The 18,826-nt window shown below is 38.8% G+C and carries 15 protein-coding genes and 1 pseudogene; 14 read left to right on the top strand and 2 right to left on the bottom strand.

The features are described from left to right. Positions 1-228: 228 nt before the first annotated feature. On the bottom strand, positions 229-993 hold the full coding sequence (locus V5M36_RS06775; protein ID WP_338563392.1) for a glutathione S-transferase family protein: 765 nt from the start codon (positions 991-993) through the stop codon (positions 229-231). Positions 994-1,470: 477 nt separating this feature from the next. Here V5M36_RS06775 and V5M36_RS06770 point away from each other — a divergent pair, with 477 nt between their 5' ends. The 9 genes and pseudogenes from V5M36_RS06770 (at position 1,471) to V5M36_RS06730 (ending at position 11,307) form a co-directional block, all read left to right on the top strand. Then, entirely contained in the window at positions 1,471-2,673 is a 1,203-nt protein-coding gene (locus V5M36_RS06770; protein ID WP_338563389.1) for an SfnB family sulfur acquisition oxidoreductase, read from the top strand. 11 nt (positions 2,674-2,684) lie between these two features. Beyond that, on the top strand, positions 2,685-3,908 hold the full coding sequence (locus tag V5M36_RS06765) for an SfnB family sulfur acquisition oxidoreductase (protein ID WP_338563388.1): 1,224 nt from the start codon (positions 2,685-2,687) through the stop codon (positions 3,906-3,908). Next, the gene (locus V5M36_RS06760) at positions 3,908-5,380 is read left to right on the top strand and encodes an LLM class flavin-dependent oxidoreductase (protein ID WP_338563386.1); all 1,473 of its coding nucleotides are present in this window, start codon (positions 3,908-3,910) and stop codon (positions 5,378-5,380) included. The genes V5M36_RS06765 and V5M36_RS06760 overlap by 1 nt, the downstream gene beginning before the upstream one ends. 15 nt (positions 5,381-5,395) lie before the next feature. After that, positions 5,396-6,250, top strand: a complete 855-nt coding sequence (locus V5M36_RS06755; protein WP_338563384.1) for a MetQ/NlpA family ABC transporter substrate-binding protein — start codon at positions 5,396-5,398, stop codon at positions 6,248-6,250. Positions 6,251-6,259: 9 nt separating this feature from the next. Continuing rightward, a pseudogene (locus V5M36_RS06750) lies at positions 6,260-7,117 on the top strand (MetQ/NlpA family ABC transporter substrate-binding protein). Positions 7,118-7,128: 11 nt separating this feature from the next. Continuing rightward, a complete protein-coding gene (locus V5M36_RS06745) occupies positions 7,129-8,199 on the top strand; it encodes a methionine ABC transporter ATP-binding protein (protein ID WP_338563382.1) in 1,071 nt (356 codons plus the stop codon). Further along, positions 8,180-8,839: a methionine ABC transporter permease gene (locus V5M36_RS06740; protein WP_338563379.1), complete on the top strand. Its 660-nt coding sequence runs from the start codon at positions 8,180-8,182 to the stop codon at positions 8,837-8,839. Before V5M36_RS06745 ends, V5M36_RS06740 begins: the two co-directional genes overlap by 20 nt. A 149-nt stretch (positions 8,840-8,988) precedes the next feature. Further along, positions 8,989-10,080, top strand: coding sequence for a redox-regulated ATPase YchF (gene ychF, locus V5M36_RS06735; RefSeq protein WP_338563377.1), 1,092 nt, complete (start codon positions 8,989-8,991; stop codon positions 10,078-10,080). 609 nt (positions 10,081-10,689) lie between these two features. Then, positions 10,690-11,307, top strand: a complete 618-nt coding sequence (locus V5M36_RS06730) for a superoxide dismutase (RefSeq protein ID WP_338563375.1) — start codon at positions 10,690-10,692, stop codon at positions 11,305-11,307. A 529-nt stretch (positions 11,308-11,836) separates the two neighbouring features. Here V5M36_RS06730 and V5M36_RS06725 read toward each other — a convergent pair. Further along, positions 11,837-12,319: a hypothetical protein gene (locus V5M36_RS06725; RefSeq protein ID WP_338563373.1), complete on the bottom strand. Its 483-nt coding sequence runs from the start codon at positions 12,317-12,319 to the stop codon at positions 11,837-11,839. Between the two features lie 124 nt (positions 12,320-12,443). On the opposite strand from V5M36_RS06725, the gene V5M36_RS06720 reads away from it, so the two are divergent. From V5M36_RS06720 to dapC, 5 genes are all read left to right on the top strand, one after another. Then, on the top strand, positions 12,444-13,193 hold the full coding sequence (locus tag V5M36_RS06720; protein WP_445206326.1) for an AzlC family ABC transporter permease: 750 nt from the start codon (positions 12,444-12,446) through the stop codon (positions 13,191-13,193). Position 13,194: 1 nt separating this feature from the next. Continuing rightward, complete coding sequence (gene ygaH / locus V5M36_RS06715; RefSeq protein ID WP_338563368.1) at positions 13,195-13,542, top strand: L-valine transporter subunit YgaH; 348 nt, start codon at positions 13,195-13,197, stop codon at positions 13,540-13,542. Between the two features lie 125 nt (positions 13,543-13,667). After that, positions 13,668-14,885, top strand: a complete 1,218-nt coding sequence (gene purT, locus V5M36_RS06710) for a formate-dependent phosphoribosylglycinamide formyltransferase (RefSeq protein ID WP_338563365.1) — start codon at positions 13,668-13,670, stop codon at positions 14,883-14,885. A 24-nt stretch (positions 14,886-14,909) separates the two neighbouring features. Further along, positions 14,910-17,576, top strand: a complete 2,667-nt coding sequence (gene glnD, locus V5M36_RS06705) for a [protein-PII] uridylyltransferase (RefSeq protein ID WP_338563362.1) — start codon at positions 14,910-14,912, stop codon at positions 17,574-17,576. A 47-nt stretch (positions 17,577-17,623) separates the two neighbouring features. Then, positions 17,624-18,796 (top strand): succinyldiaminopimelate transaminase, encoded by a 1,173-nt coding sequence (gene dapC / locus V5M36_RS06700; protein WP_338563359.1) that lies wholly within the window; start codon positions 17,624-17,626, stop codon positions 18,794-18,796. The last annotated feature ends 30 nt before the right edge of the window (positions 18,797-18,826 follow it).

Below are 18,826 nucleotides of genomic sequence, written 5' to 3'. Positions count from 1 at the left end.
TGGTTTTTTACAACTGATTTTTGATCATTGATTTTTTGATAAAGAATTATGAATATAAGTTTTGGCTCATCCACGATTCAGCTAAGCTCATTTAAACCGAACCAAGCTCAACATCGCTTACTGCTTCTTTCATTTGGCTATTAACAGTCAAAATAACTAAAGATAGCTACATCAACTAATAGCTACAACAACTAAAAATTTTAATCTTTATAGCAATTCCACAGGTTTTTACATCCCACGCCAATCAACACGGGCGCAGCGCTCGGTTTCATAAATTCGTTTAACATACTGACCCAGTGGCAATTCTAATAGCTTATTTTTAAACTGGTGATATGTGTCAGACACAGGTGCGGATTGTTCACGCTCCCACGGCGTTCCAGACACTTCCAACAGTGGCGCAAGCATCGAGCATATTGATATATCAGCCAGTCCTAAACGCTCACCGACTAAATAACGTCCATGATTATTAATCAGAATCTCATTGAGCTGAGTTATCATTTCATCCATTCTGGTACTGGCAATTTCAACCTTCTCAGAATTCACTTTATAACCATTCGCGACAAGCTTTTTCATAATCGGTTTTGAAAATTTAGAAAACTTACGTAAATATCCTTTTTCACCGATCATAATTTCTAACGATTCATCACTTTCAGACATGATATGTGCCAAAACCCAACGTCTGACATGCATCCCCAACTCATTGCCCATTTCATTAATTTCTAAAGCCTGTTCACGGAGTTTAGGATCATTCCGTAATAAACCATGTTCAGGATATTTATCATCAAGATACAACGCAATTTGAGTCGAATCTGCAATCCAATCTTCATGATCTTTTAAGATAGGCAGCGTATTTTGACCTGTTTTAAGTTGGCTAAAAGCGCGATGGACTCCAGGTATCAAATTATGCGCGACAAAATCTAACTCTTTATGATCGAGTAACCAGCGAGCCTTCTCACAAAAATGAGACAAAGGAAACTGGTAAAGGGTTCGCATAATTTTTCCTTAATAATGTAATCATCTTCTTAAATAGTGTTTGGAGTTTTCTCATTCAAACCAAGCAAAATGAAAAAACAAACACAAGAAGCTTAAACGTTGATCTTATCTATGCAATGTACTGTAGATAAGCCGTATCGAAAATACAATGCATAAACTGCACTAATTGAGTTGTAAGTTTTCGTTTTAATGAATTATTTTTTCTTTCTCTTTCAAATATGTGAATTAAACCATTGTTGATTATAATTTTTATGAACTAACTTATCTAGATACATAATATCAGCCCTTTAAAAAAATTTCAAAATCTTCGAAATAATTAGAAAAAATTTTAAATATCAAGTGTTTAGTATATTCACTTTCTCATCAACTATATCATTTTTAATGTTTAATACTTTTTTAGATTTCTTCATCTAAATCTCACATTTAGATAATTTTAGAGCAGAGCGTAACGTACTTAGATTCGCAGAGGATTTATTTATGTCGCGCTTAATCACTGATAGTGTTCATATTATTGAAAATGACCAAGATGCCATTAATGCCGCTTATCAAGTCGCAGATTTTGCTCTAGAAGGTCGAAACCACCGTGATCAAAATCGCCTACTCCCTTTCGATGAAATTCAACTTTTTAGTCAAAAAGGTTTAGGTGGCCTCCGAATTCCGAAAAAATACGGTGGCGCATATGTCTCTAATCAAACGTTGGCTCAAGTTTTCCGCATCATCAATAAAGCTGATTCTAGCCTAGGTCAAATTCCACAAAATCAGATTGCCCTACTGAATATGATTGATTTGATGGGAACTGACGCGCAAAAAGAATTTATTTTCACTGAAATTTTACAAGGTAAACGTCTTGCTAACGGTGGACCTGAAAAAAATACCCAAAACACAAAGACCTTAAATACGACATTAACAATAGAAAATGGTCGCTACTTCATTCAAGGCCAAAAATTTTATTCCACAGGCAGTCGCTTCGCTGACTGGTTAGCCATTAAAGCCATTCATCCTGATGGCCATGTAGTGTTAACTCTAATTTATCGTGATGCTCAAGGCGTAGAAGTCATCGATGATTGGGATGGTTTTGGTCAACGGACAACTTCAAGCGGCACCGTCATTCTCAATCAAGTCGAAATAGATCCGTTCTTAATCTTTGATGAACGACTCTTAGCTGACAAAGCCAATTATCGCGGTGCATTTTCACAATTATTACAAGTTGCGATTGATGTCGGTATCGCTGAAGCTGCTTTTGCAGACACCTTAACAACAATCAAAAAAGCGCGACCTATAGAAGATGCACACGTTGAACAAGCCAGTTTTGAACATTACACCCTTCAAGAAGTCGGTAAATCCAATGTTTTACTTGATGCTGCGATTCTTCTTTTAGATGAAGCTGCTGCATATCTAGATGAATTGGATCGTTTAGACCATGTGACAGACGAGCAAGCTGCTCGAGCTTCAATTTTGGTGGCTGAAGCAAAAATTTACGCTAATGATGCTGCATTGCATATTTCAGAAAAACTTCTCGAATTAGGTGGAAGTCGTTCGAGTTTAAATATTCATAATTTAGACCAACATTGGCGCAACGCCCGTGTACATACATTACATGATCCAATCCGTTGGAAGTTTCATGCCTTGGGTGACTATTACCTCAATCATAAATTCCCCGCACGTCACGCATGGATTTAAGGAGTGAAAACATGACTTCATATCAAAATATTCAACATGATCAAGCCGCTCACATCCCTTCAGCTCATATTATTCGCTCCGATGCAGAAGCCTTGGAGATTGCGCATGTATTGGCAGAGAAATTTAAATCCAATGCCATTCAACGTGACTTAGAACGAACACTACCTTTTGCTGAAATAGAACAATATAGCCAGTCAGGACTCTGGGCCATCACTGTTCCGAAGCAATATGGTGGCGCAGATGTATCCAGTTACACTTTGGCGCAAATCATTGCATTAATCAGTGGTGTGGATGGTTCTATTGGACAAATTCCACAGAATCATTTTTATGCCTTAGAAATTTTACGTAATACCGGCACTGAACAGCAGAAAAAGAAACTTTATGCAGAAGCCTTAAAGGGCTCACGTTTTGGAAATGCACTCGCTGAGTTTAAAACCAAAACCTCGACTCATAAGCAAACTGCAATTCGTAAAACTGAGCATGGCTTTGTAATTAATGGTGAAAAGTTCTATTGCACAGGAAGTTTGTTTGCACATCGCATCCCTACTTTAGTGCTTGATGAACAGAAACGACAATTCCTTGCTTTCGTGCCTCGTGACAGTCATGGACTCAGCTTGATTGATGATTGGAGCGGTTTTGGTCAGCGAACAACAGGCAGTGGAACTGTAAAATTTGATCAAGTTCATGTAGATGCTGAAGATGTCATCCCCTTTGACAGTGCATATAGTCAACCGACGATTGCGGGCCCTTTTGCCCAACTAATCCATGCTGCGATTGAAACAGGAATTGCACGTGCGGCTTTCGAAGAAACCTTAATACGGGTACGACAAGCGCGTCCTTGGATCGACTCAGGTGTAGAGACAGCCAGTAAAGATCCTTTGACGCTTTCAGAGCTAGGCCGTGTGGCAGTCGATGTTAAAGCCAGCGAACTGTTATTGAAACAAGCAGCACAATCAATCGATCAAGCCAAACCAGCACCCAATATTGAAAATATTGCTAAAGCGTCAATTGACGTGGCAAAAGTACGTGCGCACAGCACTGAAACGGCGTTAAAAGCCTCGTCAAAACTTATTGAGCTGGCGGGTAGCCGTGGAAGCCAGCGTTTAGACAGTCTAGATCTGTTTTGGCGTAATGCTCGTGTCCACACCTTACACGACCCATCACGCTGGAAGTATTATTTCATCGCCAATTACGTCTTGAATGGAGTATTACCACCACGTAGAGGAACGTTATGATGTCTATTCAATACAATAAAACTCAAACTCAACCTAAAATTAATCAATCTTATAAAAAGATTCTACTCAATGCTTTTGATATGAATAGCGTCGGGCATATCAATCATGGACTTTGGACTCACCCTCGGGATGAATCACACCGTTTTAATGAATTAAGTTATTGGACTGACTTAGCAAAAACTTTAGAAAAAGGCTTATTTGACGGACTATTCATTGCAGACATTACAGGGGTTTATGATGTTTATCAGAATAATATTGAACTGACCCTAAAAGAGTCCATTCAACTACCCAGTCATGATCCAAGTACTTTGGTCTCCGCAATGGCAGCCGTCACCAAACACTTAGGCTTCGGCATTACCGTTAATTTAAGTTATGAAACGCCTTATCAATTCGCACGGCGCTTTGCCAGTCTTGACCACCTTACAACAGGTCGTATAGGTTGGAATATCGTGACTGGATACCTCGACAGCGCTGAACGATTAATTGGACAAAAAGGCTTAAAAGAACACGATGCTCGCTATGAACAAGCGGAAGAATTTATTGAGCTTTGCTATAAGTTTTGGGAAGGATCTTGGGAAGATGATGCTGTTTTAAAAGACAAATTAAATCGAATTTTTACAGATCCTCTAAAAGTTCATTCTATACAACATCACGGCAAATATTATAAAAGTGAAGGTGTTTTTCAAGTCTCTCCTTCTATACAACGAACGCCTGTTTTATTCCAAGCTGGCGCTTCACCCAAAGGCTTAAATTTTGCTTCTCGCCATGCAGAAGGTATTTTTATCGGTGGTGATCAACCCGAGAAAATCAAAATTCAAGTCGATAATATTCGTACATTGGCCCAGGAACAAGGTCGCCATCCTGATGATGTTAAAATTTTTGTTGGCATCACCGTGATCACAGCAGAAACAGACGAATTGGCGCAAGAAAAGCTTCATGATTATCAAAACTATGCCAATGCTGAAGCAGGTATCGCACATTACTCCAGCTCAGTGGGAATTGATCTCTCTCAATATCAAGATGATGAAGTCATTCCCTATCAAAAAACCAATAGTATCGCTTCAGTCAATCAAAAATTTAAAGAACAAGTCATCACTAAAAATGATCTTAAACAACAGCATCAATTAGGTGGTCGTTATCCTCTATTTATTGGCAGTGGTGCAAACGTCGCTGAACAGTTAATTAATTTTTTAGATACTTCTGGCATTGATGGTTTCAATCTGACTCGAACCGTTGCCCCAGAATCGCATCATGATTTCATTCAATATGTCATTCCAGAATTACAAGAACGTGGACGTTACAAAACAGCGTATGAACACGGTAGTTTACGCCACAAATTAATTGGACAAGGCGATCGTCTTTTTACAACGCATCCTGTCCAAAAATTCCGATGTTGTCGCGCTGACATTCACAAGGACGTTATTCCAGATTCAACTTTAAACACAGCCACTAAACATAAAAATACAGCATAATGCATCGAGATAAATATGACTCAATCAATACAAACACCACAAAACACACCGTCTAAAAACAAATTTATCGTTGTGGGGATTATCATTCTTGCAGTCATTGCAGGAGTTTATCTATGGAATCAAAATCAAAAATCTGGTTCGGATGAACTGGTCATCGGCATTAGCCCTTCTTTTGCTAAACCCTTACAGGTTGCAGTCGAAGAAGCAAAGCAGCAAGGCGTGAATGTCAAACTGGTTGAATTTTCAGACTGGAATACGCCTAATATCACGCTCAATCATGGTGATATTGATGTCAATTTTTTCCAACATCAACCTTTCTTGGATAATGTCAAAAAAGAAACAGGCTTTAAACTACATGGATTCGCTGTAGGTGCTGCTTCACATGTCGGTCTATATTCCAAGAAATATAAGAGTTTTGAGGAATTACCTTTAAATGCCAGTGTTGTCGTTCCCAATGACCCCGTCAATCAAGGCCGTGCTTTATTGTTATTACAACAAGCCAAACTGATTACCTTAAAAGATCCTGAAAATCATTTGTCTGCCTTAAAAGATATTGCAGAAAATCCTAAACAATTCAAATTCATTGAAGTTGAAGGTCCTCAAACCGCCCGAGCAACAGATGATGCTGACCTTGCTTTCGGTTATCCACATTACTTACGTCTAGCCAAAACAGCAGATCCTGAAAGCGCATTATTGTTGGATGATAATACCAATAAACGGTATGCCATTTTATTTACCGTGCGTGATGATTTCAAAGATTCCGATGGGAAATTACAGAAGTTTGTCGATATTTATCAAAACTCTCCAAAAGTAAAAGCTGCGCTAGATCAAGACTTTGGTGCAACACTTTGGTTCCCAGGCTGGAAATAAGGAGAGGCTATGTCTACTACATCTCAATCAAAACCCAAATCAAACCTGAAATTGGTCGGAATCGTTATAGCCATTTTAGTGCTTGGATTATTGGGCTATCAATATTTGAACAAGACCCAACAAGATGACGTTCTCACCATAGGGATCAACACCCCTACTGCGAAGACTATGGCTATTGCAGCTGAAGAAGCCAAGCTACAAGGAGTAAATGTCAAATTGGTCGAATTCTCAGATTGGAATACCCCGAATATCACACTTGATCATGGTGATATTGATGCCAATTATTTCCAACACCAGCCCTATCTTAGCAATACCAGTAAAGAGCGTGGCTATGACTTTAACGTTGCTGGTATCGGGACAGCGACTCATGTGGGTTTATATTCTAAACGCTTCAAAACTTTAGCTGAAATTCCAGAGGGTGGAACTGCTGTGGTACCCAATGATCCAGTCAACCAAGGCCGTGCATTATTACTATTTCAACAAGCCAATCTGATTCGCTTAAAAGATCCTGAAAATCACCTTTCAACGCTGCGTGATATTCAAACGAATAGCAAAAATTTAAAGTTTATAGAAGTTGAAGGTCCTCAAACGGCAAGGGCATTAGAAGACAGTGATATTGCTTTTGGTTATCCCAACTATTTATTACTTTCAAAAAATCATGATCCAAAAGACGCTTTGATTTTTGATGAACCCACTGGAAATCGCTACGCCTTACTCTTCGTTACCCAAAGTGATTTTAAAAACAAACATCCAGACTAAAGTCAAAAACTTGAAAAATTTATCAAGATATTCCAAACCTCAGACAAAGTTAGACAATCCATAGACGAAGATTCTGGAAAAGATCTTTGGTATGCGGATTGGAAATAAGGAGCATTAAAATGGTCAGTTTCGGATCTCAAGTCGATTTTAGTGTTCCACACATTAAAATACGTGACTTAAATAAATATTACGATGTGCAAGGCACTCAAGTTCAAGCGCTGAAAAATATCAACTTGGATATTCCAGAAGGAAAAATCTTTGGCATCATTGGTAAAAGTGGCGCAGGAAAGTCTTCTTTAATTCGGACACTCAATGGTCTTGAAAGTATTACAGATGGTCACATCCATATTCACCATCAAGATTTAGCTGAATTAAATCATGCACAACTCATTAAACTTCGGCAAAAAACCGGCATGATTTTTCAACATTTTAATTTACTGTCAGCCAAAACAGTTTGGGAAAATGTTGCTTTGCCATTGAAGATTGCTCATCTATCAAAAAAAGAAATCGAAAGCAAAGTTAATGAGGTTCTGCAATTGGTGGGTCTGGCAGATAAAGCACAGCAATATCCTTCGCAACTGTCTGGTGGTCAAAAGCAGCGCGTTGGCATTGCGAGAGCTTTGGTGAGTAAACCTGAAATTTTACTGTGCGATGAAGCAACTTCTGCATTAGATCCTGAAAGTACATCTGTTATTTTGAGTTTATTAAAAGAAATCAATCAAAAACTGGGTCTCACCATCGTATTAATCACCCACGAGATGCAAGTCATTCGTGAGATCTGTGATCACGTGGTGGTTATTGAACAAGGTGAAATCGTCGAGTCTGGACAAGTATGGTCAGTTTTTTCTAATCCACAAAAAGTTATTACCCAAGAATTACTTAATTTAGAACAACTTGATTTACCTTTTAAAGTTTATTCTGAACTTAATGAAGTGGTGACACACAGCATCGTGAAACTCAGTTATGCGACAAATACAGAGTCTTCACCCGACTTAACTCAGATTTTGAGTCTGTTTGGACATTCTGTGCATTTGTATCAAAGCCATGTGGATACGATTCAAAATCATCTGATTGGATCAATCATTGTCGGGGTCGCTGATTTGAATATTGATATTTCAGCCTTACAACAAAAGTTAAAACAACAACTTGCTCAAGTAGAGGTGATTGGCTATGCACGACCAACTCATTGATTTATTAATTACGGGCACCATCGACACTTTATTAATGGTCGGAATTTCAGCATTTTTTGCCTTATTGATCGGTTTGCCGATGGCCGTCGTTTTGGTTAATACCGCTGACAATGGTATTTATCCATCTAAAACCATCAATCAAGCCTTGGGATGGGTGGTGAATATCACTCGATCTATCCCCTTCTTAATTTTGATGGTTGCTTTAATCCCCTTTACACGATTAATTGTCGGGACCAGTTATGGCGTGTGGGCCGCTGTTGTACCACTTACGATTGCAGCAACGCCCTTTTTTGCGCGTATTGCAGAAGTGAGTTTACGTGAAGTCGATCATGGTCTCATTGAGGCAGCTCAAGCTATGGGCTGTAACCGCAAACAAATCATTTGGCATGTGCTTTTACCTGAAGCGCTACCAGGTATTGTGGCGGGTTTTACCGTGACGATCGTTACTATGATTAACTCATCTGCCATTGCGGGTGCGATTGGTGCTGGTGGTTTAGGTGACATTGCCTACCGTTACGGCTATCAACGTTTTGATATTCAAATTATGTTGGCTGTCATATTGGTGCTTATTGTTTTAGTTATGCTCATCCAAGCTTTAGGAGACAATCTCTCCAATGTGCTTGATAAGCGTAATATTTAGCTTTTAAGTCTTTATATTTAAGTCTTTATATTTAAGTCTTAACAGTGTTTTTCTCCTTTCTCATAAACATCCGAGCCATGACCTGACTTTGTCATGGCTTTCATGTAAAATCAGCCTCAATTTTTAAATAACACTGTGTGAGTCATTTCATGGGTTTTAATTGTGGTATTGTCGGCTTGCCGAACGTTGGTAAATCTACACTTTTCAATGCATTGACTAAAGCTGCTATTGCTGCAGAAAACTTCCCATTTTGTACCATTGAACCCAATACAGGAATCGTCCCTGTACCTGACCCACGTTTAGACAAATTAACCGCGATTGTAAAACCACAACGCGTGATTCCTACATCAATGGAATTTGTCGATATTGCAGGTTTGGTTGCTGGTGCGTCTAAAGGCGAAGGCTTGGGTAACCAATTCTTAGCGAACATTCGTGAAACAGATGCGATCGCACACGTGGTTCGTTGTTTCGAAGATGAAAATATAATTCACGTCAACGGTAAGATTGATCCACTTGATGACATCGCAACCATCAACACTGAACTTGCACTCGCTGACTTAGAAGCGGTCGCTAAAGCGATTTTACGTCTTTCTAAATCTGCTAAAAGCGGTGATAAAGAAGCGATTGCGATTAAAGCCATTTTAGAAAAAATTCAACCGCTCTTAGATGAAGGTAAGCCTGCACGTGCAGCTGATCTTGATGATGATGAGCGTAAATTGGTTCGTGGTTTTGGTCTAATGACTTTAAAACCAACCATGTATATTGCTAACGTTGCTGAAGACGGTTTTGAAAATAACCCACATTTAGATGCTGTTAAAAAGTTAGCTGCTGAAGAAAACGCAATTGTGGTTCCACTTTGCAACCAAATTGAAGCTGAAATTTCATTACTTGAAGATGAAGACCGTGCCGAGTTCCTTGAAGCAATGGGTATGGAAGAACCAGGTCTGAACGTCGTTATTCGTGCAGGCTATTCACTTCTTGGCTTGCAAACGTATTTCACTGCCGGTGTACAAGAAGTACGTGCTTGGACTGTGAAAGTCGGCGCAACCGCTCCTCAAGCAGCTGGTGTGATCCACACTGACTTTGAAAAAGGCTTTATCCGTGCTGAATGTGTTGCCTATGACGACTTCATTCAATATAACGGCGAATCTGGTGCGAAAGAAGCAGGTAAATGGCGTCTAGAAGGTAAAACATATATCGTTCAAGATGGTGATGTACTTCACTTCCGCTTTAACGTTTAACGTTTAACGTTTAACGTTTTCTGATAAAGAGCCCTGAATATTCAGGGCTTTTTTTATTTCTCAATTTTTTAAATCGCATTTATAGAATTATTATTAGAAATAATATTAGATCTCTTCCATAAATCAAAAACAGCCATTAATTGTCAATAGATTGATATCTAAAATAACTTTTCTCCATAAGAAAAGGTCAGGATGAGTGGAATCTAATGATCGGTATGAAATGACTGATGACTGATGACTGATGACTGATGACTGATGACTGATGACTGATGACTGATGACTGATGACTGATGACTGATGACTGATGACTGATGACTGATGACTGATGACTGATGACTGATGACTGATGACTGATGAACAAGTCTATTTTAGGTTTAGTTTTCATCCTCTATCTTTTTATTTCTTTTTTTCATTTTTATTTCTCATTTTAATTCTTAACGTTTTAAGCTCAACGTTTTTAGAAATGAACCTTCTATAAAATCGTTATTTTATTTCTATCCTCTTCTAAATCATTTTTATAAATAATGATAATGATTATCATTCAGTATACATTCTATCTTTCATCCCCTACACTGCATAAACCCACTCTTAAAATAAAGGAACAATGACATGGCCTATTCACTTCCTCCATTACCCTATGCTTATGATGCACTTGAACCCCATTTAGACACGAAAACCATGAAGATTCATCACAGCAAGCATCATCAAACCTATATCAATAATATTAATGCGGGTATTGAGGGAACGCCTTGGGAAAATTTATCCATCGAAGACCTCGTCAGAAAAGTAAATGAAGTACCGGCTGAATTAAAAAACAATGTCATCAACAATGCCGGAGGACATGCCAATCATTCCTTATTCTGGACAGTTATGAGCCCTCAAGGCGGCGGTCAGCCAACTGGGCAAGTTTCATTGGCAATCGAACAAGAACTGGGTGGCTTTGAAAATTTTAAAGATGCATTTACCAAAGCTGCGCTCAGTCGATTTGGGAGTGGATGGGCTTGGCTAAGTGTGACACCAGAAAACAAACTGATTGTAGAAAGTAGTGCCAATCAAGACTCACCACTCGTTTATGGTAATACTCCGATCCTCGGTTTAGATGTATGGGAGCATGCATATTATTTAAAGTATCAAAACCGTCGTCCTGAATATATTGCCGCATTTTATAATGTTGTAAATTGGGAAGAAGTGAATCGACGTTACTTACAAGCCGTTCAAAATAAATAGAAGGAAAAATTAGATATTTAAAATTTTATGTGCGATCAAAAAATTATAAGCTAAATTTCAAAATCAAAAAAAGCGATGCTTAATATTTATAATGTTAAAAGGGTCTTGGTGAAGAGGCCCTTTATTTTTTTAGCTGATTTAGATTCTGCCCAAGCAGAGCGGATTAAAAACGGTATGTTCCAAAATTTTCTCTTTAGAAAAATGAATACTTGAGTTCTCTTTTATCAATCAGCTTTCATTCATTAATAAAATGATTATTAAATCTCTATCATAAGTCGAAAAATGATGATTGAGTGGCCATATATTGATAGGTAAAAATCTCTTCTCCCTTTGGGAGAAGGTTATGATGAGGGAATACTCATGATGATTCTGTTGTATCAATAATGACTTTTGAAAGAAGTCTATTAAACAGTAATAAATCGATATAAAAAAAACCTTCTTCGTATGAGAGAAGGCTTGATTCAAGGAATACTACTGTGGAGCTTGTATTGAAAATTACTTCTGAAAGAAATCTCTCTATCAATCAATCTTAAAAAAGATTTTTATATTCTTTGGTGTTTCCTAACTCAGGATTATCTATAGCGGTCTTACACTGCGCTTTATCACGCTCATAATTGGCTTGACGCAATGCCAACTGCCCTTCATTTTCAACCAATGCTCGCGCCCAAGCATCGATACTGTTTAATGCTTTGCGACATAAAGCATATTTCCCCTCAGTCACAGAATCCGTCATTTTAACGTTAATTCGCCAATCCAAAATTAACTGACGTACTGGTTCGCGTACCTGTGCCTGAATTTGATCCGTTTGCTTTTCAAATAGAAAATGATCTACCTGATTGATGAGGATCCATGCGTTATTTGCATAAACCGTAGCATCGTTGGTAATTTTAGGTGCCGTTTTAAGTTCAGCTTTTTCAGCCGTATCTGTTGATGAGTTTCCGCAACCTTGTAAAGCCAAGGCTGTCACCATGAATGCACTGACGATACCGAAACGAATTTTTGAAGTCAGCATACTGAAGACCAATCAAACAATGAGGTACTATGCTAGTAAATTCGGCTACAATACTCAATCTAGATTTATACCTTTTGTTCTATTCTTAATAAGGTGTGTCGTGTCCGAGCACAATTTTTCTCTTATAAAACCCGCTGGTTTTTGGCAAGGTGCTAAAGACAGCCAAGCCATAATTTTCACTTATCTTCCTGTTTCTTTTGCTTTTGGCGTTTCAGCAACTCAATTTGGTTTTACCGCTTGGGAAGCTTTGTTTCTCTCATGCTCGATGTATGCTGGTGCAAGTCAGTTTTTAGTGGTTGCTCTTTTGGGCAGTGGAACATCCATTTGGATGACTGCTTTAACCGTTATTGCTTTGGATATAAGACATTTACTCTATGGTCCTGCACTTCAAAATCTCATTCAAGACAAGCTGAATTTGAAGAAAACTGCACTTTGGTCTTGGGGACTAACAGATGAAGTTTTTGCCTCGGGCATGATCAAACTGACACAACGTCGTCAAGAATGGTCTGAGTCTTGGATGCTAGGTCTCAGTTTATTCAGCTGGTTGTCATGGGCATTGGGTTCTTTCTTAGGGGGAATGTTCGCAGACAAAGTCAGCAGTATGCCGCAATTTTTACAAGCAGCGCTAGACTTCTTGCTCCCTGCATTATTTCTCAGTTTTTTATTGGCTGCTTTTGAAAAAAAGCATACGTTTGTGGTCGCTGTTACTACAATCGTTTCTGCGATCGCTTGCTACTTTATTGATATTTCAGCTGCGATTTTTATTGGCATCACTTCGGGGATCTGTGCAGGCTTGTTTAAACATTATGTATTAAAACAACACGACAATACGCTTTTATCAGAACATCCTCTACCAGAAAAACAAGGAGAATAATATGAATCTTGAGATTATCCTTGTGGGTATTGTGGTCGGTATCGCCAATTTTGCATCACGCTTTGGACCTTTTTTTGTGATTCAAAAGTTTCAACAAGATTCGCAAAAACGAGGCGCTTTGTGGATTAAAATTGCACTAGGTTCAATTGGTATAGCGGCAATCAGTTCAATGCTTGTGGTCGCAACACTTCCACCGCTTTTAGAGACACCTAATAAAAGTTTAGCCATGTTAGTCGGTTTTATTGTACTTATTGTTTTGTACTTTAAATTTAAGCAAATTGTGATGGCTACATTAACTGCGGCCTTGGTCTATGGCTTGTTCTACACCTATATTCCTTTTGCTATCTAATAGCGTGAATAAAGACTGTTTTGCTTATCTAAAATAGTGTTAGACAATATCATTATTTTATGTGAATCAAAGCATAACAGACCTATTAGTTCTGATATGCTAAAAGCCCAAAATATCAAACATGGATGATCAGCATGAGCGTTATTCTCGGTACTCCACTCCAATCTTCTGCATTTAAAGTCCTACTTTTAGGATCTGGAGAACTAGGGAAAGAAGTGGTGATTTCATTACAGCGTTTAGGTGTCGAAGTCCATGCAGCTGACCGATATGATCATGCTCCTGCGATGCAAGTCGCTCATTTTTCCTATACCTTAAATATGGCAGATCCAATCGAATTAAAAAAATTGATTGAAAATATAAAACCAAATTTGATTGTCCCTGAAATTGAAGCCATTGCGACTCAAGTATTAGTTGAAATAGAAGAACAAAATATCGCAACGGTTATTCCTTCTGCAAAAGCGGTTAATCTCACTATGAACCGTGAAGGCATTCGCCGTTTGGCTGCTGAAGAATTAGGTCTACCGACATCTGCTTATCGTTTTGCTGATAGCTTAGAATCTTTCCGTGCTGCTTGTGATGATATTGGTTATCCAAACTTTGTTAAACCCGTCATGTCATCATCAGGTAAAGGACAATCACGCGTTAAAGAATTTGCAGAAGTTGATGCTGCTTGGGAATATGCGCAAACTGGTGGTCGTGTTAAACAAGGCGTGGTCATTGTTGAATCTCAAATTGATTTTGACTTTGAAATTACCCTACTCACTGTCCGTGCTAAAAACCCGCAAACAGGTGAAGTCGAAAGTTATTTCTGCGATCCGATTGGGCATCGTCAAGATTCAGGCGATTATGTTGAAAGCTGGCAGCCTCAACCTATGTCTGCTAGCGCTTTAGAAGAAGCAAAACGCATCGCCAACAAAGTCACCATCGCGCTTGGTGGTTGTGGTATTTTCGGTGTAGAGCTTTTTATCAAAGCAGATAAAGTTTGGTTTAGCGAAGTGTCTCCGCGCCCTCATGATACAGGCCTGGTAACGCTAGCATCACAGTTCCAAAGTGAATTTGAGTTACATGCACGCGCTATTTTAGGTTTACCTGTAAATACACAACGTCATAGTACAGCAGCCAGTGCGGTGATTTATGCAGGTGTAGATGATCAGAATCTATCATTTTCTGGCTTAGAACTTGCTTTAGAAAATCCCAATACTGATTTAAGACTGTTTGCAAAACCAGAAGGATTTACCCGTAGACGTATGGGTGTCGCGACTGCACGAGCTGAAACAATAGAACAAGCGCGTGAATGGGCGGCTGAAACAGCGTCTAAAGTGTCGGTAAATCAAAATAGCTAACTCATTTTTGTGGACCAAGAATACATGATCAATACTTCCCCTTTATCAAATTATGTTTCCAGCAATCACGACATTCAAGCTATAAATGCATGGCGTACAGATGTTGAAATTCAGCTACATACTGCATTTGATCAAGGGGTACCGATTCGTGAAATTATTTTGGCCCGCTCAAATTTAATCGATGAGGCTTTAATTTTTTTATGGTCTCATTTTCAGCTGAATCAAAGTAATTTAGGTCTGTTTGCTGTCGGTGGTTATGGCCGACGTGAAATGTTGCCCTATTCAGACGTTGACATCATGATCCTGTCTGAAGAAGCACTTACTCCAGAACAAGAAACCACAGTATCTTCTTTTATTTCTTCTCTATGGGATGTCGGCAACTTTAAACCTGGCGTGAGTGTACGCACCATTCAACAATGCTTTGAACAAGCATTACATGACCTCACTGTTGCGACCACATTAATCGAAGCGCGTTTAATTACGGGCAATGAACATTTAATCAAATGGCCTCGTCGAGTCGTGTCACAAACATGGACTGATAAAACATTTTTCGATGCAAAAATGGAAGAACAAGCACGTCGCTATGCTCAACATAATCACACTGAAAGTAATTTAGAGCCTGACATTAAAAATGCGCCGGGTGGCATTCGTGATATCAATCAAATTGGCTGGATTGCGAAACGTCATTTTCGTGTCAATCGCATTTATGATTTGGTTCATCTGGGCTTTATTTCTGAGTTTGAGCTTTCTGTCCTTGAGGAAGCTGAAAACTTTCTTTGGGAAATTCGCACCTATTTACACCGATTAACCAAGCGTGATGAAAATCGTTTGTTGTTTGATTATCAACGTGATATAGCCGCAAAATTTGGCTATCAAAAAGTTGAAGGCGAACATATCAATTATCCGATTGAACAGTTCATGAAACGCTACTATCGAGCTGCTCAGCAAGTTTCAACCTTAAACGAAATGTTATTGGCTTACTTTAATGAGTCAGTCATTACCCCACGTTTGCCCAATTATGAAAGACAAATCGAAGAAATTAATGAAAATTTTAAATTGGTGGATGGGAAACTCGCAGTACAACACCATAAAATATTTTCTGAGAAACCCAGTGCTGTTTTAGAAATTTTCTATATTTTAGCCAACAGACCTGAAATTAATGGAATCCGTGCCCGAACATTACGTTTACTAAGCCTAGCTGCCAAACGTATCGACAAATCGTATCGAGACAATCCTGTTCATCAGGCCTTATTCATGGCGATCATCCGATCTCCGTATCGACTGTATGAGACCATGTTGGCCATGAAGCGTTATGGTGTACTGGGAAATTATATTCCTGCATTCGGTCAAATTATGGGCCTCATGCAATATGACTTATTCCATATTTATACTGTAGATGCGCATACGCTGCTTTTAATTCGAAATTTAAATCGTTTTAAAGAATCTGAATTTATTAAGGATTATCCTGTTGTAAGCTCAGTATTCCAACGCCTCGTACGTCGTGATATCGTTTTTCTTGCTGCATTATTCCATGATATTGCCAAAGGCCGTGGTGGCGATCACAGTGAGCTTGGCGCCGCTGATGCAATTAAATTTTGTCAGGCGCATGGTTTTACTGAACGAGAATGCAATTTAGTCGCTTGGTTAATTCAAAACCACTTACTCATGTCGATGACCGCACAGAAAAAAGATATTTCAGACCCAGATATTGTCAAAGACTTTGCTAAAAAAATGGGTGATATGGAGCATCTCGATTATCTGTATACATTAACTGTTGCGGATATCAATGCGACCAATCCAAAGCTTTGGAATACTTGGCGTTCATCGTTAATGCGTCAGCTGTATACGCATGCACGTGATGATATACGCACAGGTCTAGGTCGGCCCGTTGAATATCAACTGCTGATTGAAGACACTAAGTTTGCCGCTAGTGAAATTTTGGTGAATGACTTTGCATTGGATGTTGTCGAAACAGTATGGCAAGATTTAGGCGATGAATATTTTCTGAAAGAAACAGCCGATGAAGTCGCTTGGCATACCCGTGCCATTTTAGAACATGGCGATGATCCTGCACCGATTGTACTGATGCGAGCACATCGTAAATCAGCGCCAGATGCCGTACAAATATTTATTTATACTCGCGATCAACCTAACCTCTTCGCCACCACTGTTGCAGTCTTTGATCGGATGAATTTGGATGTTCAAGACGCGCGTATCATTACAGCGACTAAAGATTTCAGCTTAGATACCTATGTGGTGCTCGATCGCTTTGGAACATTAGTGACGGATGCTGAACGTGAAAATACGGTACGTGAAGCGCTCATCAATGCTTTAAGTGATTCAAATAATTATCCAGGTTTATTACAACGGATCATTCCACGTCAGTTACGTCATTTTGATATTGAAAATACCGTAGAAATCACACTCAATGAAGCCTTACAACAAAATATGGTCGAAATAGCGACGCTTGATCATCCTGGGCTACTGGCTAAAATTGGTGGATTGTTTATGATGCAAGGGCTTGATATTCATTCTGCTAAAATTGCAACATTAGGTGAGCGCGCAGAAGATATATTTTTTGTGACCAAAAAAAATAATCAACCGATGAGTCCGAGTGAAGCTCAAGAATTTGCAAGCTCACTCAAGGCTGCACTGGATGAGGCATCTCATCAAGTTTCTAACCACCATTAATTTATCGATTAATTTACATCGCACTTTATTACGACGGTAATTGTTTCATGAACTCAAGTTTAACTTTATTGCATCCCTATCCATTTGAAAAATTGAATCAACTTTTTAAGGATGTTCAACCACCTGCTGATTTACCTTTAATCGCCCTCTCCATTGGCGAACCTAAACATCCAGCACCCGAGTTCGTTAAACAATCCATTATTGATAATTTTAATCATTTATCGACCTACCCAAACAGCAAAGGTCTTTTGGAATTACGTCAGAGCATTGCTTCTTGGTTAACTCGACGTTTTAAATTGAATAAAATTAGTGCTGAAGATCATGTCCTTCCTGTTACGGGAACACGCGAAGGTATTTTTTCCTTTGTTCAGGCTTTGATTAATCGTGAAGATGCACCTTATGTGGTCATGCCAAATCCGTTTTATCAAATTTATGAAGGTGCAACATTACTTGCTGGCGCAACGCCTTATTTCATTAATTGCACTGAAGAAAATCAATACTTGGGTGATTTCGATGCTGTTCCTGCAGAAGTTTGGGAAAAAACAGCTTTATTATTTGTTTGCACACCTGGAAATCCGACGGGTGCTGTACTTTCTAAAGATCAATTAAAGAAACTAATTGCTCTTTCAGATCAATATAATTTTGTCATTGCTTCTGATGAATGCTATTCAGAGCTGTGGTTTGATGAAGCGCCTATAGGTTTACTCGAAGTCTGTGCGGAAATGGGAAGAGATGACTATAAAAATTGCATCGTATTTCATTCACTTTCAAAACGTTCAAATTTACCCGGAATGAGATCTGGATTTGTAGCAGGCGATGCAAATTTATTAAAACCTTACTTAAAATTCCGCACTTATCACGGTGCAGCAATGCCTGTACAACATCAAATTGCTTCACTTGCAGCATGGAATGATGAAGAGCATGTTGAAGAAAACCGTAAGCAATATCGTGCTAAATTCGAGTTATTCCAAAAAGAACTCGGCCATATACTGCCACTTAAAAAACCTGATGCAGGTTTTTATTACTGGCTAAAAGTTGATAATGATGAGGTTTTTGCAAAACTTCTCATGGAAGAAGCTCACATCAAAGTCCTTCCTGGGCGCTATTTATCTCGCGATACTGCAGATGGTAACCCGGGTGAAAATCATGTTCGTTTAGCTTTGGTTGCTGACTTAGAACAATGCAAACAAGTGATTGAACGATTAAAACGAATTTTATAATTCAGCTTAATTCATTAAAAAATCCACGTA

The organism is Acinetobacter sp. KS-LM10, assembly GCF_036896575.1.
GTDB lineage: Bacteria > Pseudomonadota > Gammaproteobacteria > Pseudomonadales > Moraxellaceae > Acinetobacter > Acinetobacter avistercoris.
This window is presented reverse-complemented; position numbering and strand designations above follow the sequence as displayed.

What these genes read in the sequence shown, in the direction of transcription:
- V5M36_RS06775 (WP_338563392.1), bottom strand. Translation starts at nt 993, where the DNA reads ATGCGAACCCTTTACCAGTTTCCTTTGTCTCATTTTTGTGAGAAGGCT.
- V5M36_RS06770 (WP_338563389.1), top strand. Translation starts at nt 1,471, where the DNA reads ATGTCGCGCTTAATCACTGATAGTGTTCATATTATTGAAAATGACCAA.
- V5M36_RS06765 (WP_338563388.1), top strand. Translation starts at nt 2,685, where the DNA reads ATGACTTCATATCAAAATATTCAACATGATCAAGCCGCTCACATCCCT.
- V5M36_RS06760 (WP_338563386.1), top strand. Translation starts at nt 3,908, where the DNA reads ATGTCTATTCAATACAATAAAACTCAAACTCAACCTAAAATTAATCAA.
- V5M36_RS06755 (WP_338563384.1), top strand. Translation starts at nt 5,396, where the DNA reads ATGACTCAATCAATACAAACACCACAAAACACACCGTCTAAAAACAAA.
- V5M36_RS06745 (WP_338563382.1), top strand. Translation starts at nt 7,129, where the DNA reads ATGGTCAGTTTCGGATCTCAAGTCGATTTTAGTGTTCCACACATTAAA.
- V5M36_RS06740 (WP_338563379.1), top strand. Translation starts at nt 8,180, where the DNA reads ATGCACGACCAACTCATTGATTTATTAATTACGGGCACCATCGACACT.
- ychF (WP_338563377.1), top strand. Translation starts at nt 8,989, where the DNA reads ATGGGTTTTAATTGTGGTATTGTCGGCTTGCCGAACGTTGGTAAATCT.
- V5M36_RS06730 (WP_338563375.1), top strand. Translation starts at nt 10,690, where the DNA reads ATGGCCTATTCACTTCCTCCATTACCCTATGCTTATGATGCACTTGAA.
- V5M36_RS06725 (WP_338563373.1), bottom strand. Translation starts at nt 12,319, where the DNA reads ATGCTGACTTCAAAAATTCGTTTCGGTATCGTCAGTGCATTCATGGTG.
- ygaH (WP_338563368.1), top strand. Translation starts at nt 13,195, where the DNA reads ATGAATCTTGAGATTATCCTTGTGGGTATTGTGGTCGGTATCGCCAAT.
- purT (WP_338563365.1), top strand. Translation starts at nt 13,668, where the DNA reads ATGATCAGCATGAGCGTTATTCTCGGTACTCCACTCCAATCTTCTGCA.
- glnD (WP_338563362.1), top strand. Translation starts at nt 14,910, where the DNA reads ATGATCAATACTTCCCCTTTATCAAATTATGTTTCCAGCAATCACGAC.
- dapC (WP_338563359.1), top strand. Translation starts at nt 17,624, where the DNA reads ATGAACTCAAGTTTAACTTTATTGCATCCCTATCCATTTGAAAAATTG.